The 23,222-nt window shown below is 71.2% G+C and carries 24 protein-coding genes; 6 read left to right on the top strand and 18 right to left on the bottom strand.

The genetic code is table 11. From position 1 onward, the window contains the following. Positions 1-82: 82 nt before the first annotated feature. Positions 83-694, top strand: coding sequence for a TetR/AcrR family transcriptional regulator (locus ACWPOB_RS14785; RefSeq protein ID WP_455401278.1), 612 nt, complete (start codon positions 83-85; stop codon positions 692-694). Positions 695-707: 13 nt separating this feature from the next. On the opposite strand, the gene ACWPOB_RS14780 is transcribed toward ACWPOB_RS14785, so the two are convergent. Both ACWPOB_RS14780 and ACWPOB_RS14775 read right to left on the bottom strand, forming a co-directional pair. Next, a complete protein-coding gene (locus tag ACWPOB_RS14780; protein WP_455401277.1) occupies positions 708-1,523 on the bottom strand; it encodes a glutamate racemase in 816 nt (271 codons plus the stop codon). Positions 1,524-1,554: 31 nt separating this feature from the next. Then, positions 1,555-2,745, bottom strand: coding sequence for an NAD(P)/FAD-dependent oxidoreductase (locus ACWPOB_RS14775; protein ID WP_455401276.1), 1,191 nt, complete (start codon positions 2,743-2,745; stop codon positions 1,555-1,557). A gap of 185 nt (positions 2,746-2,930) precedes the next feature. On the opposite strand from ACWPOB_RS14775, the gene ACWPOB_RS14770 reads away from it, so the two are divergent. The 5 genes from ACWPOB_RS14770 to ACWPOB_RS14750 are packed head-to-tail and all read left to right on the top strand — an operon-like array spanning position 2,931 to position 5,499. Continuing rightward, on the top strand, positions 2,931-3,392 hold the full coding sequence (locus ACWPOB_RS14770) for an Asp23/Gls24 family envelope stress response protein (protein WP_100056959.1): 462 nt from the start codon (positions 2,931-2,933) through the stop codon (positions 3,390-3,392). Continuing rightward, complete coding sequence (locus ACWPOB_RS14765; protein ID WP_100056958.1) at positions 3,389-3,706, top strand: hypothetical protein; 318 nt, start codon at positions 3,389-3,391, stop codon at positions 3,704-3,706. The genes ACWPOB_RS14770 and ACWPOB_RS14765 overlap by 4 nt, the downstream gene beginning before the upstream one ends. After that, the gene (locus tag ACWPOB_RS14760) at positions 3,703-3,897 is read left to right on the top strand and encodes a hypothetical protein (RefSeq protein WP_003937668.1); all 195 of its coding nucleotides are present in this window, start codon (positions 3,703-3,705) and stop codon (positions 3,895-3,897) included. Before ACWPOB_RS14765 ends, ACWPOB_RS14760 begins: the two co-directional genes overlap by 4 nt. Next, positions 3,890-4,927, top strand: a complete 1,038-nt coding sequence (locus ACWPOB_RS14755; protein WP_455401275.1) for a DUF6286 domain-containing protein — start codon at positions 3,890-3,892, stop codon at positions 4,925-4,927. The genes ACWPOB_RS14760 and ACWPOB_RS14755 overlap by 8 nt, the downstream gene beginning before the upstream one ends. Then, the gene (locus ACWPOB_RS14750) at positions 4,924-5,499 is read left to right on the top strand and encodes an Asp23/Gls24 family envelope stress response protein (RefSeq protein ID WP_100056957.1); all 576 of its coding nucleotides are present in this window, start codon (positions 4,924-4,926) and stop codon (positions 5,497-5,499) included. Before ACWPOB_RS14755 ends, ACWPOB_RS14750 begins: the two co-directional genes overlap by 4 nt. Before the next feature lie 132 nt (positions 5,500-5,631). On the opposite strand, the gene tuf is transcribed toward ACWPOB_RS14750, so the two are convergent. The 16 genes from tuf to ACWPOB_RS14670 all read right to left on the bottom strand — a co-directional run bounded on the left by tuf (position 5,632) and on the right by ACWPOB_RS14670 (position 23,116). Next, positions 5,632-6,822, bottom strand: coding sequence for an elongation factor Tu (gene tuf, locus ACWPOB_RS14745; RefSeq protein WP_455401274.1), 1,191 nt, complete (start codon positions 6,820-6,822; stop codon positions 5,632-5,634). 92 nt (positions 6,823-6,914) lie between these two features. Further along, positions 6,915-9,017 (bottom strand): elongation factor G, encoded by a 2,103-nt coding sequence (gene fusA / locus ACWPOB_RS14740; protein WP_455401273.1) that lies wholly within the window; start codon positions 9,015-9,017, stop codon positions 6,915-6,917. A gap of 147 nt (positions 9,018-9,164) precedes the next feature. Continuing rightward, a complete protein-coding gene (gene rpsG / locus ACWPOB_RS14735; protein ID WP_003937663.1) occupies positions 9,165-9,635 on the bottom strand; it encodes a 30S ribosomal protein S7 in 471 nt (156 codons plus the stop codon). Further along, the gene (rpsL, locus tag ACWPOB_RS14730; protein ID WP_003937662.1) at positions 9,635-10,009 is read right to left on the bottom strand and encodes a 30S ribosomal protein S12; all 375 of its coding nucleotides are present in this window, start codon (positions 10,007-10,009) and stop codon (positions 9,635-9,637) included. Before rpsL ends, rpsG begins: the two co-directional genes overlap by 1 nt. Before the next feature lie 311 nt (positions 10,010-10,320). Then, positions 10,321-10,863: a DUF3558 domain-containing protein gene (locus ACWPOB_RS14725; protein ID WP_455401320.1), complete on the bottom strand. Its 543-nt coding sequence runs from the start codon at positions 10,861-10,863 to the stop codon at positions 10,321-10,323. A 14-nt stretch (positions 10,864-10,877) separates the two neighbouring features. Next, on the bottom strand, positions 10,878-11,417 hold the full coding sequence (locus ACWPOB_RS14720) for a DUF3558 domain-containing protein (protein WP_006936212.1): 540 nt from the start codon (positions 11,415-11,417) through the stop codon (positions 10,878-10,880). A 9-nt stretch (positions 11,418-11,426) separates the two neighbouring features. Beyond that, positions 11,427-12,056 carry a TetR/AcrR family transcriptional regulator gene (locus ACWPOB_RS14715; RefSeq protein WP_455401272.1) on the bottom strand — a complete coding sequence of 210 codons (630 nt, stop codon included), beginning with the start codon at positions 12,054-12,056 and terminating at the stop codon, positions 11,427-11,429. After that, positions 12,053-12,709: a TetR/AcrR family transcriptional regulator gene (locus ACWPOB_RS14710; protein WP_100056952.1), complete on the bottom strand. Its 657-nt coding sequence runs from the start codon at positions 12,707-12,709 to the stop codon at positions 12,053-12,055. Before ACWPOB_RS14710 ends, ACWPOB_RS14715 begins: the two co-directional genes overlap by 4 nt. Before the next feature lie 10 nt (positions 12,710-12,719). Beyond that, positions 12,720-13,769 (bottom strand): LLM class F420-dependent oxidoreductase, encoded by a 1,050-nt coding sequence (locus ACWPOB_RS14705; protein WP_006936209.1) that lies wholly within the window; start codon positions 13,767-13,769, stop codon positions 12,720-12,722. A gap of 60 nt (positions 13,770-13,829) precedes the next feature. Beyond that, positions 13,830-14,609 (bottom strand): enoyl-CoA hydratase family protein, encoded by a 780-nt coding sequence (locus tag ACWPOB_RS14700; RefSeq protein WP_455401271.1) that lies wholly within the window; start codon positions 14,607-14,609, stop codon positions 13,830-13,832. 11 nt (positions 14,610-14,620) lie between these two features. Then, the gene (locus ACWPOB_RS14695; protein ID WP_100059005.1) at positions 14,621-15,781 is read right to left on the bottom strand and encodes an acyl-CoA dehydrogenase family protein; all 1,161 of its coding nucleotides are present in this window, start codon (positions 15,779-15,781) and stop codon (positions 14,621-14,623) included. Between the two features lie 2 nt (positions 15,782-15,783). Then, complete coding sequence (locus ACWPOB_RS14690; RefSeq protein ID WP_455401270.1) at positions 15,784-17,826, bottom strand: ATP-binding protein; 2,043 nt, start codon at positions 17,824-17,826, stop codon at positions 15,784-15,786. A gap of 7 nt (positions 17,827-17,833) precedes the next feature. Continuing rightward, positions 17,834-19,432, bottom strand: a complete 1,599-nt coding sequence (locus tag ACWPOB_RS14685) for an acyl-CoA carboxylase subunit beta (RefSeq protein WP_455401269.1) — start codon at positions 19,430-19,432, stop codon at positions 17,834-17,836. Continuing rightward, on the bottom strand, positions 19,429-20,586 hold the full coding sequence (locus ACWPOB_RS14680; RefSeq protein ID WP_455401268.1) for an acyl-CoA dehydrogenase family protein: 1,158 nt from the start codon (positions 20,584-20,586) through the stop codon (positions 19,429-19,431). The genes ACWPOB_RS14685 and ACWPOB_RS14680 overlap by 4 nt, the downstream gene beginning before the upstream one ends. Continuing rightward, complete coding sequence (locus tag ACWPOB_RS14675) at positions 20,583-22,328, bottom strand: acyclic terpene utilization AtuA family protein (RefSeq protein WP_455401267.1); 1,746 nt, start codon at positions 22,326-22,328, stop codon at positions 20,583-20,585. Before ACWPOB_RS14675 ends, ACWPOB_RS14680 begins: the two co-directional genes overlap by 4 nt. Continuing rightward, a complete protein-coding gene (locus tag ACWPOB_RS14670) occupies positions 22,325-23,116 on the bottom strand; it encodes a TIGR03084 family metal-binding protein (RefSeq protein WP_455401266.1) in 792 nt (263 codons plus the stop codon). The genes ACWPOB_RS14675 and ACWPOB_RS14670 overlap by 4 nt, the downstream gene beginning before the upstream one ends. Positions 23,117-23,222 lie beyond the last annotated feature (106 nt).

Here is a 23,222-nt window from a genome sequence, read left to right as displayed (position 1 = left end):
TCTCGCCCTCCGTCCCACACCGCCCTCCGTCCCACACCCCGGCGCCTTCACACCCTCGCCTGTGCACCCGGAGGTGAACGCCATGAGCACCCCGGGCTCGACACCGCCGCGCCGTCGCGCGCGGCGGGACAACGCTGCGCGTGTCCACATCCTCGACGCCGCCGAGACCCTGTTCGCCGCCCACGGCTTCGACGCCACCTCGACGACCGCGATCGCCGTCGCCGCGGACGTGCCCAAGGGCCTGATCTTCTACTACTTCCCCACCAAGGAGTCGATCCTCGAGACGCTCGTCGCCGAGCGGCTGCCGGCCGAACCGATCCAGGACGTCACCGGCCTCGTCTCGCCCGGCGACCCGGCGGCCAGCCTCGTCAACCTCGACGCCGCCCTCGACCTGCGCACCCACCACTCCTCGCTGCTCCGGGTGATCTGGCGTGAGGCGGAGACGCACCCCGGTCTGCGCGCCCCTCTGCGCCGGCTGCGGACGTCCCTGCAGGAGGCCACCATGCGGGTGCTGCAGGCCAGCGTGCCCGGCCCGATACAGCCGGGCACCCTGCGCACCTGCGCGACGACGTGGGTGTCGGCGATGTTCTCCGCCGCCACGGTCGACCGGCTGTTCGGCCTCGACGGGCCCTCCCCCGACGAACTCGGCGGCATCGCGCGGCTCGTCGCCGCGGGCATGACCGGGATGGGTTGAGCAGGGCGGCGGATCAGCGCGTCTCGGCGCGGGGAGCCTCGTCGCCGGGCAGACCGGCGGTCGGGTCACCGATGCCGTCGACGAGCTGCCGGCCCGCCGGGAAGCTGAGGGCGCCGGGGGGCAGCTCGCCCGGCCTCCCGCTCAGGAACACCTCGACCCGCCCGCTGCCCGCCCACGGCCGGCCGAGGGCGTCGATGCGGCGCAGGGTCTGGGCCGCCACCGCCTCGGCGCTGTCGAACAGGCGCACACCGGGCGGCAGGTGCGCCGCGATGGCGTCGGCCACCAGCGGGTAGTGGGTACAGCCGAGGACGACGCCACCCACGTCGGGCGGGGTCCGCTGCGCTGCGGCCGCGATCGCCGCGGCCGCAGCGGTCGTGTCGCCGCGGTCGATGGCATCGGCGAGCCCGTGGCAGGCCACCCCCACCACGTCGCGGTCCCCGGCGAACCGGGCGACCAGGTCGGCCTGGTAGCGGCTGGCGGTGGTCGCGGCGGTGGCCCAGATCGCCACCGACTCGCACGCCGCGGCGGCCGGCTTGATCGCCGGCACGGTTCCGATCACCGGGATCTCGTCACCGAGCGTCTCGCGCACGTGCTCGAGCGCGGTCACGGACGCCGTGTTGCACGGCAGGACGACCACCTCGGCGCCTCGGGTGACGGCCCGCTCCGCGGTGCTCACGACCCGCTCGATCACCCAGTCCCCGGGCTTCGGTCCCCACGGGGCGCCGTCCGGGTCCATCGACAGCATCAGATCCAGTTCGGGACGCAATCGGCGCAGCCATGCAGACGTCGGCAGGAGGCCGAGACCCGAGTCGATGAGCGCAACGATCACCACACGAATCTAGCGCTCGCCGTCCCGGCGGCTAGGACGTGGGCGCGAGGATCTCCGTGATCGGCGCGCCCTCGGCGATCTTCCCGCGCATTTTCATCACCGGTCCGGCCAGTCCCGCGCCGACCACACCGGTGAGGCGACCGTCGCGCTCGTAGTAGGCGAGGAACTTGCGGCCGTCGTCGCGCACCACGTGCACGGTGTCGTCGGCGCGGACCGCGCCGAGGGCCTGGATCTTCACGTCGTACTGGTCGCTCCAGAAGTACGGCACCTGCGCGGCGTCGGCGACGGTGGACCCGAGCAGCGCACCGGCGAGCACCTTCGCCTGCTCCCCCGCGTTCGTCCAGTGCTCGAGACGCGCGCAGCGACCGTCCGAGACCTCCCAGGCCGCGACGTCCCCGACCGCCCACACGTGCGGGACCGAGGTGCGCCCCACGCCGTCGCACACCACACCGTTGTCCACCCGCACCCCCGAACCGTCGAGCCAGTCGGTGACCGGCACCGAGCCGATCCCCACCACCACCAGGTCCACGTCGAGGTCGGTGCCGTCGCTCAGGACCGCGCCGGTGACCCGCCCGTCGCCGCGCAGGGCGCGCACCCCCACGCCGGCCCGCACGTCGACACCTTCGTCGGTGTGCAACCGGGCCACCAGCGCGCCGACCCGCTCGCCGAGCACCGACGCCAGCGGCGTCGGCTGCGGCTCGACCAGCACCACGTCCATGCCCCGCGCCCGCAGGCTCGCCGCGACCTCGCAGCCGATGAACCCGGCGCCGACGATCAGCGCCCGCCCGCCCGGGACGACCGCCGCGCGCAGGGCCCGGCTGTCGTCCACGGAGCGCAGCACGTGCACCCCGGCGAGCCCGGCCGTGCCGGGCAGCCGCCGCGGCCGCAACCCGGTCGCGACGATCAACTCGTCGAACCCGAGGACCGCACCGTCGGACAGCGCGAGGGTGCGGGCCGCCGCGTCCAGCGCCTGCACCCGCACGCCCAGGCGCAGCTCGATGCGCTGGTCGTCGAAGAACTCCCGCGGCCGCAGGGTGGTGTCGTCGGTCCCGCCACGGACGACGTCCTTCGACAGCGGGGGCCGGTCGTAGGGCAGATGCGGCTCGTCGCCGATCAGGACGAGTTCGCCGTCGAATCCGCCGCGGCGCAGTTCCTCGGCGGCGCGCACCCCCGCCAGCCCCGCCCCGACCACGACGATCCGCTGTGTTCCCGTCTCACCCACCCGTTCCACCCTCTCCGCCAGCAGTGACCCACGCCACCGTAATCCGTGCAACTGTTTTACCAAATACATGGCCGTCCGGACAGGGCGCCGTTCGTGCGAACCGCGCGCCCCGCACCCGGGGCGGCCTGGAGTTACTACAGTCGGAGGGGACAGACCTTCATCCGGCAGGCCGACGAGGAGCCCCCATGACCAGCGACAGCGGCGCAGGCGTCAGCCGCGTGCAGTTCGGCAACGGAATCGCGCCGGGACCGGTCGACACCCAGGGGCGCACCATCATCGCCGACGCGGTCGTGGCGAAGATCGCCGGAATCGCGACCCGCGAGATCAGCGGCGTCTACGACGTCGGCGCCGGCACCGCACGCGCGGTCGGGGCCCTGCGGGACCGCATTCCCGGCGCGCGGATCAACCACGGTCAGGGCGTCGCCGTGGAGGTCGGGGAGAAGCAGGCCGCGATCGACATCGGCATCGTCGCCGAATACGGCGTGGCCCTGCACGAACTCGCCGTCGCGATCCGCCACAACGTGATCGCGGCCGTCGAACGGATGACCGGCCTCGAGGTTACCGAGGTCAACATCACCGTCTTCGACGTCGTGCTGTTCGACGAGACCACCGGTGTCGCCGACGACCTGAAACCCCGCGTCCAATGACCACTCCCGCCGAGCCCGCAGAACTCGCCGCGGCCGCCGCCCGGACCGTGCCCGGCGTCGCCGACCTCCACGGCGGAGCCTTCGGCGAGGTCGCGACCTATCTGCCGGGCCGGCGCGTCACCGGGATCCGCCTCGGCTCCGACAAGTGCGCGGTACACATCGTCGTCGAGTACCCGGCCGACCTGTACGCCGTCGCGGCCGCCGTCCGCGCCCGGCTCGAGCCGCTGCTCGGCGTCCCCGTGGACGTGACCATCGAAGACCTACGGATCCCGTCACCCGACGGCGAGCACCCGACCAGTGAGGTGACCCAGTGAACCACACCCCTGTCAGCAACACCGCCGTCGGACTCCTCGCGGGACTGCTGCTGGCCCTCGCGGGCATCCTCGGCGGCTTCAGCGGCCTGCTGTTCGGCATCCTGCTCGGCGCCCTCGGCATGGCAATCGGCGCGCACCGGGACGGGCTCCTCGACCTGGGCGCTCTGCTGCGGAGCCGGGGCCGTGGCTGACCCCACGCCCACCGACCCGAGGACCCTGCCGGCCCAGGCCGGCGGCGACGCGGTCGCCACCGAGACGATCGACCCCGTCGGGCACCGCGGCCAACTGGTGATCAAGGACCGCGCCGTCGAACGGATCGCCGCGGCCGCCGCCCTCCAGGTGCCCGGCGTGGTTCGTCAACGTGGTGGCCTGAGCCTGTTCACCGGGCGGGACCTGCCCCGCGCCGACGTCACCACCGGCGGCGGCGCCGTCGCGATCAACCTGTACATCGCCGCGGAATGGCCCTACGACGCCGCCGCCCTCACCCGGCGTGTGCACGACGCGGTGGACCGTCAGCTCCACGAGCTGACCGGCCTGCCGGTGCACGAACTCAACGTGCTCGTCGCGGCCACGTCCGTCGCCGGGCCGGCCGAGCGCAGCGAACCGGCGGTGCCGGTCGAGTACACCGAGGCCGATATCGTCGCCCGGACGGAGTACCGGGCCCCCGTACCGGTCGTCGCGCCGCTGCCGCCCCTGGCCCATCCGGCCGCGGCCCCGGCGGCCGCGCTCATCGCCGTGGGTGCTCTGGCGCTCGCGTTCGCCGCCGCCCGGGAACTGCTCATCGTCCGCGGCACGTACGCGGGCGCGCCGTGGCTGCGGAACTCCTTCGAGTGGTTCGGCCGGCTGCACTGGCAGAGCTGGATCGCGCCCGTCGCTGCGGTCCTCGTGCTGCTGGGTGTCGTGCTCGTCGTGGTGGCGGTCAAGCCGCGGCGCCGCACCCACGTGCCCCTGCAGGTGTCCGGTCCAGTCCCGACGGTGTGGATGCGCCGGACCGACCTGGCCCGGATGTGCAGCGCCCACGCGTCCACGCTGCCCGGTGTGTACGCGGCCCGCACCGTCGTCGATCGCCGTCGCGCGCTCGTCAGCGTCGTGGGCTCGGGTGAGGAGTCGACCGCCGATCTGGTCGCCGCGGTCCGGGGCGCGGTGGCGCCGAACCTGGCTCTGCTCGCCGAGCCGATCGCTCTCGTGGTGCAGGTGCACCGGCTGAGGACGGCGCGATGAAGCTGCGCACCGTCCTGGTCAACCGGATGCTCACGTTCGCCGTGGGCGCCGCGCTCCTCGGCGCCGGGGCCTTCGCACTGGCCTGGGTGTGGCAGGTGCGCTTCGCCCGGGAATGGCTGGCCCGCCTGGACCGGCCGCGCATCATCGACATCCCGGACCAGTCCTGGTGGGAGGGCGCGTTGTGGACCGCCGTCGCGGTGGGCGTGACGATCGGGATCGTGCTCCTGGCGGTCAACTTCTCCCGGCGCCGGACGTCGCGGGTGCAGCTCTACGACGAGGTCACCGAGGCCACCCTGGCTGTGGAGCTCGGACCGGTGGCCGACGGCGTCGCCGGCGAGCTCGCGGCCCTGCCCGGTGTGCGGGCCACGCGCAGCCGGGCCGTGGTGGAACGCCATCTGCCGACCCTGTCGATCACGGTGTACGCGGACCCGAACATCGACGTCGCCGACTTCACCGCTCGCGCCGAGGAGACCGCCGAGCGGGCCGCCCGGGCACTGGGCGGGGCCCGCGTGGCGACGCAGGTACTGCTGCACCTGGATCCGGCCCACCCCGAATCCGGCGGACAGGGGTAGGCCGCCGAGCGAAGGTGGCATTTCGTCGGCGTACGGAGATGAACGATACATTCGCTCGTTCCCCGGGGACGGAAACGCCGAACGGCGCCCACCCCGAAGGGTGGACGCCGTCCGACGTCAGCGAGAACTAGCTCACTTGATGATCTTCGTGACGCGACCGGCGCCGACGGTGCGGCCACCCTCGCGGATCGCGAAGCGCAGGCCCTCGTCCATGGCGACCGGCTGGATCAGCTTGACGGACATCTCGGTGTTGTCGCCCGGCATGACCATCTCGGTGCCCTCGGGGAGGGTCACAACGCCCGTCACGTCCGTGGTACGGAAGTAGAACTGCGGACGGTAGTTGTTGAAGAACGGGGTGTGGCGGCCACCCTCCTCCTTGTTGAGGATGTAGGCCTGGCCCTCGAACTCCGTGTGCGGGGTGGTGGTGCCCGGCTTCACGACGACCTGGCCGCGCTCGACGTCCTCGCGCTTGATGCCGCGGACCAGCAGACCGACGTTGTCGCCGGCCTGGCCCTGGTCGAGCAGCTTGCGGAACATCTCGATGCCCGTGACCGTGGTCTTGGTCGAGGTCGGCTTGATGCCGACGATCTCGACTTCCTCGTTCACGTTGATGACACCGCGCTCGATGCGGCCGGTGACGACCGTGCCACGACCCGTGATGGTGAAGACGTCCTCGACGGGCATGAGGAACGGCTTCTCGGTCTCACGGACCGGGTCCGGGATCGACTCGTCGACGGCGTTCATGAGCTCGAGGATGCTCTCGGTCCACTTCGGATCGCCCTCGAGCGCCTTCAGGGCCGAAACCTTGACGACAGGAGCCTCCTCGTCGAAGTCCTGCGCAGCGAGGAGCTCACGGACCTCCATCTCGACGAGCTCGAGGATTTCCTCGTCGTCGACCATGTCGGACTTGTTGAGCGCGACGAGGATGTAGGGCACGCCGACCTGGCGGGCGAGCAGCACGTGCTCACGCGTCTGCGGCATCGGGCCGTCGGTGGCGGCCACGACCAGGATCGCGCCGTCCATCTGAGCCGCACCGGTGATCATGTTCTTGATGTAGTCGGCGTGACCCGGAGCGTCGACGTGCGCGTAGTGGCGCTTCTCGGTCTGGTACTCGACGTGGGAGATGTTGATCGTGATACCACGAGCCTTCTCCTCCGGAGCCTTGTCGATCTGGTCGAACGCGAAGCTCTGGTTCAGCTCGGGGTACTTGTCGGCCAGCACCTTGGTGATCGCCGCCGTCAGAGTGGTCTTGCCGTGGTCGACGTGACCGATGGTGCCGATGTTCACGTGCGGCTTGGTCCGCTCGAACTTCGCCTTCGCCACTTGAGGGTCCTCCTGGACTGTTGTTGCTTGCAGTATGCAGCAGTGCGGTTGTTACTTACTTGGTCGTGCAGCCGACCGGTTCGGAACCGAGGTTACTCGCCGGTCGCCTTGGCGATGATTTCCTTCGAGACGTTCGAGGGAACCTCAGCGTAGGAATCGAACACCATGGAGAAGTTCGCGCGACCCTGGGTCTTCGACCGCAGGTCACCGATGTAACCGAACATCTCCGAGAGCGGAACCAGCGCCTTCACGACACGGGCACCACTGCGTTCCTCCATGGCCTGGATCTGGCCACGGCGGGAGTTGAGGTCGCCGATCACTTCACCCATGTAGTCCTCGGGGGTGGTGACCTCGACAGCCATGAGCGGCTCGAGGATGACCGGCGCGGCCTTGCGCGCGGCCTCCTTCAGGGCCTGCGAACCGGCGATCTTGAACGCCATTTCCGACGAGTCGACGTCGTGGTACGCGCCGTCGAGCAGGGTGACCTTGACGTTCACCAGCGGGTACCCGGCGAGCACGCCGTACTGCATCGCGTCCTGCGCACCGGCGTCGACCGAGGGGATGTACTCGCGGGGCACGCGGCCGCCGGTGACCTTGTTCTCGAACTCGTAGGTCGCGCCGTCCTCGCCCACGAACGGCTCGAGGGCGATGATGACCTTCGCGAACTGGCCGGAACCACCGGTCTGCTTCTTGTGCGTGAACTCGAGCTTCTCGACCTTCTTGGTGATGGTCTCGCGGTACGCCACCTGCGGCTTTCCGACGTTGGCCTCGACCTTGAACTCACGACGCATGCGGTCGACGAGGATATCGAGGTGGAGCTCGCCCATGCCGCCGATGACGGTCTGGCCGGTCTCCTCGTCCAGCTCGACGGAGAAGGTGGGATCCTCCTCGGCCAGCTTCTGGATCGCAGTGCCCAGCTTCTCCTGGTCGGACTTGGTCTTCGGCTCGATGGAGACCTGGATGACCGGATCCGGGAAGGTCATGGACTCGAGCACGATCGGGGCGTCCTGCGCGCACAGGGTGTCACCGGTCGTGGTGTCCTTCAGGCCGATCATCGCGTAGATGTGGCCGGCCACCGCCTCGTCGACCGGGTTCTCCTTGTTGGCGTGCATCTGGAACAGCTTGCCGATGCGCTCCTTCTTGCCCTTGGTGGCGTTGAGCACCTGGGCACCCGGCTCGATGCGGCCGGAGTAGACGCGCACGAAGGTCAGCTTGCCGAAGAACGGGTGTGCGGCGATCTTGAACGCCAGCGCGGAGAAGGGCTCGTCCTTGCTCGGCTTGCGGGTGAGGGTCTCTTCCTCGTCGCCGAGCTTGTGGCCCTCGACCTCGCCGATGTCGAGCGGGTTCGGCAGGTAGTCGATGACCGCGTCGAGCATGGGCTGGATGCCCTTGTTCTTGAACGCGGAACCGCACAGCACCGGGTACAGCTCGGAGGAGACGGTCAGCTTCCGGATGGCGCCCTTGATCTCGGCGACGGTGAGTTCCTCGCCACCGAAGTACTTCTCCATGAGCTCTTCGTCGCTCTCGGCGACCGTCTCGAGCAGCTTCTCGCGGTACTCGGCGGCCTTGTCGGCCAGGTCCGCGGGGATCTCCTCGATCGTCGGCTCGGCGCCGATGTCGACGGTGCCACGCCAGGTGTAGGCCTTCATCTCGACGAGGTCGACGACGCCGTCGAAGGCATCCTCCGCGCCGATCGGGAGCTGCAGGACCAGCGGCTTGGCGCCGAGGCGGTCGATGATGGTCTGGACCGTGAAGTAGAAGTCCGCGCCCATCTTGTCCATCTTGTTGACGAAGCAGATGCGCGGAACGTCGTACTTGGCGGCCTGCCGCCAGACCTGCTCGGACTGCGGCTCGACGCCCTCCTTGCCGTCGAACACGGCGACCGCGCCGTCGAGGACGCGCAGCGACCGCTCGACCTCGACCGTGAAGTCGACGTGGCCGGGGGTGTCGATGATGTTGATCTGGTTCTTGTTCCAGAAGCAGGTCACGGCGGCGGAGGTGATGGTGATACCCCGCTCCTTCTCCTGCTCCATCCAGTCGGTGGTCGAGGCACCGTCGTGGGTCTCACCGATCTTGTAGTTCACACCGGTGTAGAAGAGAATGCGCTCGGTCGTCGTGGTCTTGCCGGCATCGATGTGCGCCATGATGCCGATGTTGCGGACCTTGTTCAGGTCGGTCAGCACTTCCTGTGCCACAGGTAACCCCGCTCGTAGCTCGTGTCGGTCCTAGGGTGCGGACCAGTGTTCTCGGATGTTCAGCCGGCCTTCAGGGACCGACACAGTTGTGCGAACGGCCGGCCGGGAGGATTTCGGGAGTACCGGATCCGCCCGACCGGCATCGACTCACCAGCGGTAGTGCGCGAACGCCTTGTTGGCCTCGGCCATCTTGTGGGTGTCCTCGCGACGCTTCACGGACGCACCCAGACCGTTGCTGGCGTCGAGGAGCTCGTTCGCGAGGCGCTCGACCATGGTCTTCTCACGACGCTGACGCGAGAAGGTGACCAGCCACCGCAGGGCGAGGGTGGTCGAACGACCGGGACGAACCTCGACCGGCACCTGGTAGGTGGCGCCACCGACACGGCGGCTGCGCACCTCGAGGGCAGGCTTGACGTTGTCCAGAGCGCGCTTGAGGGTGACGACCGGATCGGTGCCGGTCTTCTCGCGCGCGCGCTCGAGTGCCTCGTAGACGATGCGCTCGGCGGTGGACTTCTTGCCGTCCAGCAGGATCTTGTTGACCAGCTGGGTGACGAGCGGCGACCCGTAGACCGGGTCGGCGATCAGGGGACGCTTCGGAGCGGGACCCTTACGTGGCATCAGCCCTTCTCCTTCTTCGCGCCGTAGCGGCTGCGCGCCTGCTTGCGGTTCTTGACACCCTGGGTGTCGAGCGAACCGCGGATGATCTTGTAGCGGACACCGGGGAGGTCCTTCACACGACCACCGCGCACGAGCACCATCGAGTGCTCCTGCAGGTTGTGACCCTCACCCGGGATGTAGGCGGTGACCTCGACGGAGCTGGTCAGACGCACGCGGGCGACCTTCCGGAGCGCCGAGTTCGGCTTCTTCGGGGTGGTGGTGTACACGCGAGTGCACACACCGCGGCGCTGCGGGCTGCCCTTGAGGGCCGCGGTCTTGACCTTGGCGGCCTTGTCGCGGCGGCCCTTACGGACCAGCTGATTGATGGTTGGCATCTACCGGCTTTCTCGTTGTCTGAAGACTGCTCGCACGAGCAACCTTGGCTGTTCTGAAATTAGGGATCCATCGGTTGGGGCAAGAGAGCCGCTGCCCCGCACCCACCCCTCGCGTGCACACGAGGTCGGGCGTGTCGCGTACCCCCACACAGGCAGCCGGGGGCTCGCTCCTGCGGTGATTCCACAGACCGCGCGCACGGCACTACCTCGCATAGGCACACAGATCGGCCCGGGCATGCCGGACACGACCCACAACGATACCCGGCGGCGCGGCGCAAGGTCAAAGCGAGCTGCGGGGGTCCGCTCGTCGCTCAACTGCTGAGGTCGAGGGTCAGTCGGGCCAGCGTGACGGCCGCCGCACACGGATCGGGAGGCACCGAGCCGGGCGCGTACTGCACCCACCAGCCGAAGATCCCCGTCGTGGACGCTCCGGCGGAGATGCCGCAGGACGCCGGGTCGTCGGGCGGGCGCATCAGCACGGCCCGCCGCCCCTCCACGGTCGTGTTCTCCACCGCGTATCCCAGCCGCTGCGCCGTCCCCCGCTCGGTGTCGAGGGACCCGGTCTCGAACCAGTTGAAGGTGACCTTCGCCGTCGCGCCCGCACCTGCGGTGTCCCACCGGCAGATCGCCCCGAAGAACCCGCGCTCGATCGCCTCGACACCGACCGCCTCCGCGATCTGCTCGTCGGTGACAGCATCGCACTCGGTGAGCAGGCGCGTGAACTCGGCGGAGGCGCCGCCCGCGCCGGCCCCCTCCGGCACGGCCTGCCCCTCGATCGTGCTGCCGCACCCGGCGAGCACCGCGGCCAGGGCCAGCAGCGACGGCAGCGTCGCCACCCGCGCCACCCGCGTCATCCGCGTCGTCCGCTTCACCGCTGTGCCCTTTCCGCGCTGAGCTCGGCCAGGTCGCGGGCCACCACGCACGCGTCCGCGGCCGGCGTGAAGAGCCCGTACGTGACGGACCAGTGCACGAAGTCGCCCCCGAACTGCACGCCGATCTCGCACAGCACGGTCTGCCCGAAGTCGTTCTGCGCCGAGCCCTGGAAGCCCGGGTTGCCGTCGATCTCCACGTCGATCGCGGGCCGGCCGATCAGGTCGGAACCGGCACGTTCGCGGCCGATCGGGCTGCCGCGGTACCAGGAGAACGTCACGCTCGGGCCGCCCGCCCCGACGAGTTCCCATTCGCATCCCACCGAGTTGCGGGTGACCTGCACGAACGACCCCAGCCCGAAGGCCCGGGCCACCTCGTCGTCGGTGACCGACCCGCATGCGCCGAAGAACGGGCCCGGCTCGGTCACCTGCAGAGTGGGCGACGCGCCGGCCGGACCCTCGGCCGGGTCCGAGCCGCACCCGGCGACGACGGCACCGACGAGTCCGAGGACCGCGACCGTGGCCAGCTTGGGAGGCATGCCACAAACCTAACCGGCCTGGTGCTGCGCCGCCGAACGCTGCCGGGCCGCGTCGAGCACCGTGTCGAGCTGCGCGGCCCAGTGCCGGACGATCTCGGCCCGGCGCCGCGAATCGTCGGTGAGGACGTCGGCGAGGCCGAGGCCGCGCGCGAGGTCGAGGGTGGCCTGCACCATGCGGTGCACCGTCGCGTCGGACTCGTCCACGCCGAGCTGCTCGACGGCGACGCGGTGGGCGACGCGGCCGAAGTGTTCCTCGAGGGGAACGATGCGGGCCCGCAGTTCCGGATCGGCCGCCGCGGCCGTCCACACCTGCAGCGCCGCCTTGAACAGGGTGCCGGTGTAGTAGCCGACGAGCCGGCGCACCACGGCCTCGGTGCGGGCGGCCCCGAGGGGCAGGTCCACGGTGTCGCGGCGGGCGAGATCCATACGACTGTCGAACATGAACTCGAGCGCCGCGGTGATGAGGTCCTCCCGGGTCGGGAAGTGGTGCTGGGCCGCGCCGCGGGACACGCCCGCCCGTTCGGCGACCACCCCCACCGTGGTCGCGCCCCACCCCAGCTCCGCGAGGCAGTCGATGCTCGCCTCGAGCAGCCGGCGGCGCGTGACCCGGCTCCGATCCTGCTTGGGCTGACGTGTCATCGCAGCGCGCCCCCGGCGGCGGAATCCGCGGGTGCGTCGTCCACCAGGACCCGTTCCATCTGGCGACGCCACACCGCCAGCTGGGGTTCGGTCAGCGGATCGCGGGGGTCGATGGCGTACCCGAGGGCCGCCCCGCGCATCGCCTGATAGATCAGGTCGCGCACCTCGACGAACCGGGGGCGGTTCGCGATCTCCGGACCGAAATTCGCGGTCGTCTGCTCCTTGATCATCCGGCCCAGGATGCGTTCGAGCGGCAGCAGCTCGGCCCGGAGTTCCTCGTGGCCGCGCGCGGCGAGCCACAGCTCCATCGACGCCCAGAAGTACGGCTGCCGGAAGTTCCACCACATCCGGTCGACCGCGGCGGCGATACGTTCGACCGGGTCGGCGGGCCAGGGATGGTCGCCGTCGAGGCCCTGGACCCCCTGGGCGGCGAGATGGTGCACGGCGGCGACGAGCAGGGCGTCCCGCGACGGGTAGTGGTGCAGCAGCCGCCCGCGGGACACGCCGGCCGCCTCCTGGATGCGCACGGTGGTGGCGTTGGAGTAACCGTGCTCGACGAGCACGGCCACCGCCGCGTCGAGGATCCGCTTGCGGGTGACGCGGCTGCGCTCCTGCTCGCCGCGACGGCGGACATCCGGGGACGGGCTGCTCATGGCGATCAGACTAGGCAGGTCGGCGCGTCAGCTCGCGGAGGGTGACCGTCGAGGCGAGACGCCCGGCCCGGGTGTCCTCGAGGGCCATGATGTTGATCGTGGTGACTCCGGCGGCCTCGAACGCGGCGAGGCGCTCGGCGACGTGACTGCGCGGGCCGACGAGGCACACGCCGTCGATCAACTCGTCCGGGATCGCCGCCTCGGCCTCCTTCTTCCGCCCGGCCAGGTAGAGGTCCTGAACGGTCTCGGCCTCGCGCTCGAAGCCGTAGGTGCGGGCGAGCTGGTTGTAGAAGTTCTTGCCCTTGGCGCCCATCCCGCCGAGGTACAGCGCCAGGTGGGGCCTGGCGCGGTCGCGCAGCTCGGCGACGTTGTCCCCGATCCCGACCTGGACGTTGACCACCACCTCGAGCTCCCCGAGCGCCGGGTCCCGCTTGGCCTTGCCTTCGGCGAGCGCGTCGCCCCACACCCGGTGCGCGTGCTCGGGGAAGAAGAACACCGGCTCCCAGGCCTCGGCGATCTCGGCGGCGAGGGCGACGTTCTTCGGGCCGAGCGCGGCGATCATGATCGGAATGCGTTCGCGCACCGGCTGATTGATGAGCTTGAGGGGCTTGCCGAGCCCGGTGCCGCGGTCGGCCGGCAGCGGGATCGTGTACTTGCGGCCGGCGTATTCGAGCTTCTCGCGCCGCCACACGGCCCGGCAGATGTCGACGACCTCGCGGGTCCGCTGCAGGGGCGCGTCGTACGGCACGCCGTGGAAGCCCTCCATCACCTGTGGGCCGGACGCACCGAGGCCGAGCACGAAGCGGCCGCCGGAGACGTAGTCCATGCCGGCGGCCGTCATCGCGAGCAGCGACGGCGTGCGGGTGTAGATCGGCACGACGCCCGTGCCGAGCTGCACCGTCGAGGTGCGCGCGGCCAGGTAGCCGAGCTGACTGAAGGCGTCGAAGCTGTACGCCTCGGCGACGAACGCGATGTCGAGTCCCACCGATTCGAGTTCGACGATCTCGTCGACGACCTGCCGGAAGTCGCCCGCGTAGTCGGGCTGGATGCCGAGTTTCATGACAGCCACTGTCGTACACCCACCACTATCCGGTCAACCCTGACCGTTTTACGGACCGTGTCACGAACGGCTCCACGACGGCGGCCGCTTCTGCAGGAACGCGGTCATCCCCTCGACCGCCTCCGCAGAGCCGAACAGCCGCGCCGACTGCTCCGCCAGCTCGTCGCCGTACCGGTCGAAGTCGGCGAGCATCCGCATCGTGGTGAGCCGCTTGGATTCGTCGAGCCCCTGCGGCGAGCATTCCCGCAGCTGGGCGAGGATCTCCCCCACCGTCGCCTGCGGATCGTCGGTCTCGACGGTGACCAGGCCGATCGCCGCCGCCACCTCCGGCCCGAACCGCTCACCGGTGAGGAAGTAGCGGCTCGCGGCACGGGAGGTGAGCCGCGGCAGCACCGTCAGCGAGATGATCGACGCCGCCAGCCCCAGCCGGGCCTCGGTCAATGCGAACGTCGACCGGGGCCCGGCGACGGCGAGGTCGCACGCGCCGACCAACCCCATGCCGCCGGCGCGCACGTGCCCGTCGATCCGCCCGATCACCGGCTTGGGCAGCTCCAGGATCGACCGCAGCACCGCCGTCATCTCCCGCGTCCGGGCGGCAGCCGCCGCCGCGGCGCCGCCCTCCGCGGTGCTCGCCTCGCTCAGGTCGGCGCCGGCACAGAAGGTGCCGCCCTCATGGGTGAGCACGACCGCGCGGACCCCGTCGTCGGCGGCCGCGTCGGCGAGTCCCTGCCGGAGCTGCGCCACGAGCCTGGCGGAGATCGCGTTGCGGTTGTGCGGCGAGTCGAGGGTCAGGGTGGCGAATCCCTCGCTCACGTCGTACCGGACGAACGTCTCGGACACCGGCGCTCCCCTCAGTACGACCGGGGCAGGCCCAGCGAGTGCTGGGACACGAAGTTGAGGATCATCTCCCGGCTCACCGGCGCCACCCGCGCGATCCGCGCCGCGCCGAGCATCGCGGCAAGCCCGTACTCGCGGGTGAGCCCACCACCGCCGTGCGTCTGGATCGCCTGGTCGAGCGACCTGATGCTGGCCTCGGCCGCGGCGTACTTGGCCATGTTCGCGGCCTCGGCGGCGCCGAAGTCGTCGCCGCTGTCGTACAGCACCGCGGCCTTCTGCATCATCAGCTTGGCCAGTTCGAGCTCGATCTTGCACTGCGCGAGCGGGTGCGCGATGCCCTGGTGCGCCCCGATCGGTGACTTCCACACGGTCCGTTCGTTGGCGTACCGCACCGCCGCGTCCAGCGCGTAGCGGCCCATGCCCACGGCCATCGCCGCGCCGAGGATCCGCTCCGGGTTCAGGCCGGCGAACAGCTGCATCAGCGCGGCATCCGGCTCCCCCACCAGCGCGTCCGCCGGCAGGCGCACGTCGTCGAGGAACAGGGTGAACTGGCGGTCCGGTTCGACGATGTCCATCTCCATCGGCGTCTTGACGAAGTTGTCCGCGTCGGTGGGGACGATGAACAGCGCCGGCCGCAGCTTGCCGCTCTTCGCATCCTCGGTGCGGGCCACGATGAGCACCGCGTCGGCCTGGTCCACACCGGAGATGTAGATCTTGCTGCCGCGCAGGATCCAGTCCTCCCCGTCGCGCCGCGCGACGGTGGTGATCTGGTGCGAGTTCGAGCCGGCGTCGGGCTCGGTGATGCCGAACGCCATGATCTTCGAGCCGTCGGCGAGCGCGGGCAGCCAGCGCTGCTTCTGCTCGTCGGTGCCGAACTTGGCGATGATGGTGCCGCAGATGGCCGGCGAGACCACCACCAGCAGCAGCCCGCAGCCCTGCGCGGCGAGTTCCTCCTGGACCAGGGCGAGTTCGTAGATGCCGGCCCCGCCGCCGCCGTACTCCTCGGGCAGGTTCACGCCCAGGAAGCCGAGCCGGGCGGCCTCGCGCCACAGCTCGGTCAGCGGTTCGCCCTTGCGGGCCTTGGGCAGCACGTAGTCGACGTAGTTGTAGCGCTTGGCCAGGCCCGCGACCGCGGCGCGCAGCTGCTTCTGCTCGTCGGTTTCGATGACGCTCATGGTTACTCCTCGATGTCGGCCGGGGCGGACGGTTCGCCGGACTCGGCGGGGGTGACGACGGCCAGCACGGCGCCCAGTTCGACCTGGGTGCCGACGGCGACGGGCAGCTCGGTGAGCACGCCCGCGGCGGGGGCCTTGACGATGTGTTCCATCTTCATCGCCTCGAGCCAGAGGACGGGTTGCCCGGCGGTGACCGCATCGCCGACCGCGGCCCCGATCCGGATCACCGACCCGGGCATCGGGGCGAGCAGCGAACCCGCGGCGACGTGGGCGGAGGGTTCGACGAACCGGGGGATCGCCCGCAGCCGCACCGGGCCGAGCGACGAGTCCACGTGCACCGCGTCGCCGTACCGCGCGACGTGGAACTGGCGGTGCACGCCGTCGATCGCGAGCACCACCCGGCGCTCGGTGTGCGCGACGAGGACGACGCCGGGGTGGTCGTCGACGATCAGGCCGGACCGGGTGAGCCGGTACCGCACCTCGTGTGCACCGCGGTCGCCCTCGTACCGTTTGACCTGCGGCTGCGACGGCAGGTTGCGCCAGCCGCTCGGCAGCCCGCGGGCGACCGTCGCGGCCGCGCGGTGGGCGGCGGCGTCCGCCAGGGCCGCGGCGAGCGCGGACAGCGATTCGGCCCCGGCGTCGGCGAGCGGCGCGGCGAGCGTGTCGAGCCCGTGGGTGTCGAAGAAGGCGGTGTCGGTGTTGCCGGCGAGGAATTCGGGATGCCGCAGCACGTTCACCAGCAGGTCCCGGTTGGTGCGCAGGCCGTGCACCTCGGCGCGGGCCAGCGACGTCGCGAGCATCCGCGCCGCGCGGTCCCGGGTCGGGGCGTACGCGATCACCTTGGCGAGCATCGGGTCGTAGTGCACGCCCACCGCCGAGCCGTCCTCGACGCCGGAGTCCAGGCGCAGCCCGGGCTCGCGCAGCACCTCGAACGCGGCGACGCGGCCGGGCAGCGCGAGACGGTGCACCGTGCCGGACTGCGGCCGCCAGTCCTGCGCCGGGTCCTCCGCGTAGAGCCGCACCTCGATCGAATGTCCGCTCGCCGGCGAGGGTTCGGGCTCGAGGCGGGCGGCGGCGGCGACCTGCAGCTGCAGGTCGACGAGGTCGAGGCCGGTGGTGCACTCGGTGACCGGGTGCTCGACCTGCAGGCGGGTGTTCATCTCGAGGAAGAAGAACTCGCCGTTCGCCGAACTCCCCGTCGCTTCGCTCGCCCCGGTCGCGAGGAATTCGACGGTGCCCGCGCCCTCGTAGTCGATGGCGTGCGCGGCGCGCCGGGCCGCCTCGAACAGCCGCTCCCGCATCCCGGGCGTGGCCTCGACGAGCGGCGACGGCGCCTCCTCGACCACCTTCTGGTGGCGGCGCTGGATCGAGCACTCCCGCTCCCCCACCGCCCACACGGTCCCGTGCCGGTCCGCGAGGACCTGCACCTCGATGTGCCGGCCCGTTTCGAGGAAGCGCTCGCAGAACACCGTCGGATCGCCGAACGCGGACTGCGCCTCGCGCCGGGCCGCGGCGAGCTGGTCGGGCAGCTCGGCCAGGTCGCGGACCACCCGCATGCCGCGGCCTCCGCCCCCGGCGGACGCCTTGATCAGCACGGGCAGGTCGGCTTCGGTCACCGCGGCAGGGTCCAGCTCGGCCAGCACCGGCACGCCGGCGTCGGCCATGATCTTCTTGGCCTCGACCTTCGAACCCATCCGGGCGATCGAGTCCGGGCCCGGCCCGATCCAGGTCAACCCCGCGTCGAGGACCGACCGCGCGAATTCGGCGTTCTCCGAGAGGAACCCGTATCCCGGGTGGATCGCGTCGGCCCCCGCCGCGCGGGCGGCGGCGATGATCGCCTCACCGCGCAGGTAGGTGTCGGCGGGGGCGGTGCCGGGCAGGCGCACCGCGGCGTCGGCCTCGGCGATGTGGGGGCTGTCGGCGTCCGCGTCGGAGAACACCGCGACGGTGCCGAGGCCGGCGCGTCGGCAGGAGGCGAACACCCGGCGGGCGATCTCGCCGCGGTTGGCGACGAGCACGGTGGTGACGGTGTCGGTGTGGTTCACTGCTGCCTCACATCCGGAAGACACCGAAGCTGTCGGTGCCCTCGATCGGCGCGTTGGCGATGGCCGACAGGCACATCCCCACCACGGTGCGGGTGTCGCGCGGGTCGATGACCCCGTCGTCGTAGAGCCGGCCGGACAGGAACATCGGCAGCGACTCCGCCTCGATCTGGTTCTCGATCGCCGCGCGCATCGCCTCGTCGGCGGCCTCGTCGAAGGCCTGGCCGCGCGCCTGGGCGGCGGCGCGTCCGACGATGGAGATGACACCGGCGAGCTGGGCGCCGCCCATCACGGCGGATTTGGCGCTGGGCCAGGCGAACAGGAACCGCGGGTCGAAGGCACGGCCGCACATGCCGTAGTGGCCGGCCCCGTAGGAGGCGCCGAGCAGGATCGAGATGTGGGGCACCTTCGAGTTGGAGACGGCGTTGATCATCATCGAGCCGTGCTTGATCATCCCGCGTTCCTCGTACTCGCGGCCGACCATGTAGCCGGTGGTGTTGTGCAGGAACAGCAGTGGCGTGTTCGCACGGTTGGCGAGCTGGATGAACTGGGTGGCCTTCTGGGATTCCTCGCTGAACAGCACGCCGCGGGCGTTGGCGAGGATGCCCACCGGGTAGCCGTGCAGACGGGCCCAGCCGGTGACGAGAGACGACCCGTAGAGCGGCTTGAACTCGTCGAAGTCGGAATCGTCGACGATGCGGGCGATCACCTCGCGCGGGTCGAACGGCACCCTGAGGTCGGGGGGCACGATTCCGAGCAGTTCCTCGGGGTCGTAACGCGGTTCGCGCACGTCGGGGTGGGGTTCGGGGCCCTGCTTGCGCCAGTTCAGGCGACGGACGATGCCCCGGCCGATCCGGATCGCGTCGGGCTCGTCGACCGCGTAGTAGTCGGCCAGCCCGGAGGTGCGGGCGTGCATCTCCGCGCCGCCGAGGGACTCGTCGTCGGATTCCTCGCCCGTGGCCATCTTCACCAGCGGCGGCCCGGCGAGGAACACCTTCGAGCGCTTCTCGATCATCACCACGTGATCCGACATGCCGGGAATGTAGGCGCCGCCCGCGGTCGAGTTGCCGAACACCAGCGCGATGGTGGGGATGCCGGCGGCGGACAGCTGCGTCAGGTCGCGGAACATGCGCCCGCCGGGGATGAACACCTCCTTCTGGGTGGGCAGGTCGGCGCCGCCCGACTCGACGAGGGAGATGACCGGCAGCCGGTTCTGCATTGCGATGTCGTTGGCGCGGAACCCCTTCCGCAGGGTCCACGGGTTGCTGGTGCCGCCGCGGACGGTGGGGTCGTTGGCGACGATCAGGCATTCGACGCCCTCGACGACGCCGATCCCGGTGACGGTGCTGCCGCCGACCGGGAACTCGGTGCCCCACGCCGCGAGCGGGGACAGCTCGAGGAACGGGGAATCCGGGTCGAGCAGCAGTTCGATGCGTTCGCGCGGAAGCAGCTTGCCGCGCTCGTGGTGGCGCCGGACGTACTTCTCCCCGCCGCCGGCGAGGGCCTTGGCGTGCTCGGTCTCGAGTTCGGCCAGTTCGGCGGTCATCGCCTCGGCCGCGGCGGCGTACTCCGCCGAGGCCGGGTCGACGGTCGTCTGCAGGATGCTCACGAGGTGTACCCCAATCGTTTCGCCGCGAGCTCGGTGAGGATCTCGGTGGTGCCGCCACCGATGCCGAGGATGCGCATGTCGCGGTACTGCCGTTCGACCTCGGACTCGGCCATGTAGCCGAGCCCGCCGAACAGCTGCACGGCCTGGTTCGCGACCCATTCGCCGGCCTCGACGGCGGTGTTCTTGGCGAAGCACACCTCGGCGACGAGGTCGCCGTCGCCGACGAGGGCTCGCTCGACGACGCGCCGGCCGTACACGCGCGCGACGTCGACGCGCCGGGCCATCTCGGCGAGGGTGCGCTGCACCGACTGCCGGGAGATCAGCGCCCGACCGAACGTCTCGCGGTCGCGGCACCACGCCACGGTGAGGTCCAGACACCGCTGTGCGCTCGAATAGGCCTGGGCCGCAAGGGCAATACGCTCCGAGACGAAGGCCTGGGCGATCTGCGCGAAGCCGCTGTTCTCGGTGCCGACGAGATTCTCGACGGGCACGCGCACGCCGACGAAGGACAGTTCGGCGGTGTCGGAGGCGCGCCAGCCCATCTTGTCGAGCTTGCGCGAGACGGTGAATCCTTCGGTGCCCTTCTCGATCACCAGCAGCGAGATCCCGGCAGCGCCGGGACGTTCGCTGCCGCCGGTGCGCACGGCGGTCACCACGAAGTCCGCGCGGCAGCCGGAGGTGATGTAGGTCTTGGCGCCGTTGACGACGTAGTGGTCGCCGTCGCGGACGGCGGTGGTGGTCAGGTGCCCGACGTCGGAGCCGCCGCCGGGTTCGGTGATCGCGAGGGATCCGATGAGCTCGCCCGCGAGGGTCGGCTCGACCCACTTCGCGATCTGCACCTCGTCGCCGGCGGCGACGAGGTGCGGCAGGGCGATGCCGCAGGTGAACAGGGAGGCGAAGGCACCACCGGAGGCGCCGGCCTCGTGGAATGCCTCGCACACGGTGAGGGTGTCCGCCGCGTCGCCGCCGGACCCCCCGACGGCCTCGGGGAATCCGGCGCCGAGCAGCCCGAGGGCGGCGGCCTTCTTGTGCAGTTCGCGGGGCAGTTCGCCGTCGCGCTCCCACGCGGCGAGGTGCGGCAGGACCTCGCGCTGGACGAAGGAGTGGACGGTCGAGCGCAGTTCGCGGCGTTCGGGGGTGTCCCAGATGCTCACTCGGGGTTCTCCATCTCGGTGTCCTCCAGGAGGGTCTCGGGGATATAGAGGTATCTGCTGCGCAGCCACTCGCCGAGGCCCTTGGCCTGCGGGTCGAAGCGGGCCTGCGAGGCGACGCCGCGGCCGAGGATGCCCTCGATCACGAAATTCACCGCCCGCAGGTTCGGCAGCACGTGGCGGGTCACGGTGAGATTCTTCGACTCGGGCAGAAGGGTTTTCAGCGCGTCGACGGTGAGGGTGTGCACCAGCCAGCGCCACTGGTCGTCGGTGCGCACCCACACTCCCACGTTCGCGTCGCCGCCCTTGTCGCCGCTGCGGGCGCCGGCGACGAGCCCGAGCGGCGCGTGCCGGGTGGGCCCGGCGGGTAGCGGTGCGGGCAGCTCGGGCTCGGCGACGGGTTCGAGTGGGCACGTCGGCGTGACGGGCGGGATCGGGACGCGGCTGCCGTCGGGCAGGACCGCCGTGTGCGGCACCTCGGCGGCGTCGACGTAGCCGGGGGTGAACACGGCGTACGGCTGGCCGTTGCCGGGCGGAGCGGTCAGCGAGAAGCCGGGGTAGCTGGCGAGCGCGTACTCGACGGCGACCGCGGAGAAGGCGCGGCCGACGACCTGCGGGTCGCGGTCGCGGACGGTGCAGCGCAGCAGGGCGCTGGCCGCCTCCTCCGTGTCGGCGTCCGGGTGGTCGGTGCGGGCGAGGGTCCACTCGAGCTCGGCCGGCCGGGCGGGCAGGCTCGCCTCCATCTGCCGGCGCACCAGCGCCGCCTTGGCCTCGATGTCGAGGCCGGTGAGGACGAACACCGCTTCGTTCCGGAATCCGGCGAGGGCGTTGAGGGAGACCTTCAGCGTCGGCGGGGGCGCCTCACCACGGACCCCGGTGATGCGGACCCGGTCCGGTCCGTCCTGGGTGAGCCGGACGGAGTCGAGGCGCGTCGTCACGTCGGGTCCGGCGTAGCGGCCACCGGTCACCTCGTACAGCAGCTGGGCGGTCACGGTGCCGACGGTGACCGCGCCGCCGGTGCCGGGGTGCTTGGTGATGGTGGAGCTGCCGTCGGCGTCGATCTCGGCGATCGGGAAGCCGGGCCGGTCGAGGTCGGCGATCTCGGTGAAGAACGCGTAGTTGCCGCCGGTGGCCTGGGTGCCGCACTCGATCACGTGTCCCGCCGCGACCGCGCCGGCCAGGGCATCGAAATCGTCCCGGGCCCAGCCGAAGTGGGCGGCGGCCGGGCCGGCGATCACGGAGGCGTCGGTGACGCGGCCGGTGACGACGAGGTCGGCTCCGGCGGTGAGACACTCGGCGATGCCCCACGCCCCGAGGTAGGCGTTCGCGGTCAGCGGCGGCGGATCGGCGGCCAGGCCGAGTTCGGCGGCGCGGGCGATGAGGTCGTCGCCCTCGACGTGCGCGACGGTGACGTCGAGTCCGAGCCGGCCGGCAAGGTCGCGCACGGCCGTCGCCAGCCCGGCGGGATTGAGTCCGCCGGCGTTGGCGACGATTCGCACGCCCTTGTCGACGGCGAGCCCGAGGCAGTCCTCGAGCTGGCGCAGGAACGTCTTGGCGTAGCCGAGGGCCGGGTCCTTCATCCGGTCCCGGCCGAGGATGAGCATGGTCAGCTCGGCGAGGTAGTCACCGGTCAGGTAGTCGAGTTCCCCGCCCTCGAGCATCTCGCGCATGGCCGCGAGCCGGTCGCCGTAGAAGCCGGAGCAGTTCCCGATGCGCACCGCGCGTCCGGTCGTGGGGGCGCTCACGCGGTGGCTCCTTCCGGGGCGCGGCCGCCGCCGGGCGGACCGGCGAACGCCTGCGCGAGATCGAGCCACGCCTCGGCGTCGGGTCCGGTGGCGACGAGGTCGGTGTCGGCCCGGTGGATCCGCTGGGTCACCAGCCGGCAGAAGTCGAGGGCGGATCCGGTGACGGTCTGGGCGGCGCCGTCGGGCCCCCAGGTCCACTCCTGCCCGTCGGGGGCGGTGAGGCGGACGCGGAACGGCTCGGCCGGCGGGGTGCGGTCGTGCACGGCGAAGGCGAAGTCGCGGGTGCGGACGCCGAGATGGGCGATGTGGCGCAGCCGGTGCGTGGGCGGGCGGGTGACGCCGAGCGCGTCGGCCACGTCGCCGCCGTGGGCCCAGGTCTCCATCAGCCGCGCCGTCGCCATGGAGGCCGCACTCATCGGCGGGCCGTACCAGACGATCTTGGTTCCGGCGGGGACGGCCGCGAGGGCGTCGGCGAGGGCGCGGCGGGCGGCACGCCAGTCGGCGAGCAACTCGGCCGGGGGGCGGCGGGCCTGTTCCCGCGCCCCGTCGTCGACGAACCGGTCCGGATCGGTGATCTCGCCGAGCCCGGCGACGAACGCCTCGGGGTCTTCGACGGCGGTGAGGGCGGCGCGATCGGTCCACAGCAGGTGGCCGATCTGGTGGGCGATGGTCCAGTCTTCGGCGGGGGTCGGGGTCGCCCAGCGCTCGTCCGGGAGGCCGGCGACGAGGGCGTCGAGGGACTCGCCCTCGGCACGCAGGTCGTCGAGAAGCGGTTGTAGCTCCGTCATGCGACCAGAGTCACACCCGGGGCGCAGAAAATCAAGCACTCGTGATTGTTTTTCTGGTTGCGGTCGCGCCTGCTGCCGATCGTGCTCCCGTGCGGCAACATTCGTC

It is taken from the genome of Rhodococcus sp. 2H158, from assembly GCF_053764755.1.
Note: the sequence above shows the minus strand (reverse complement) of the source record. Positions and strands in the feature narration are given on the sequence as shown.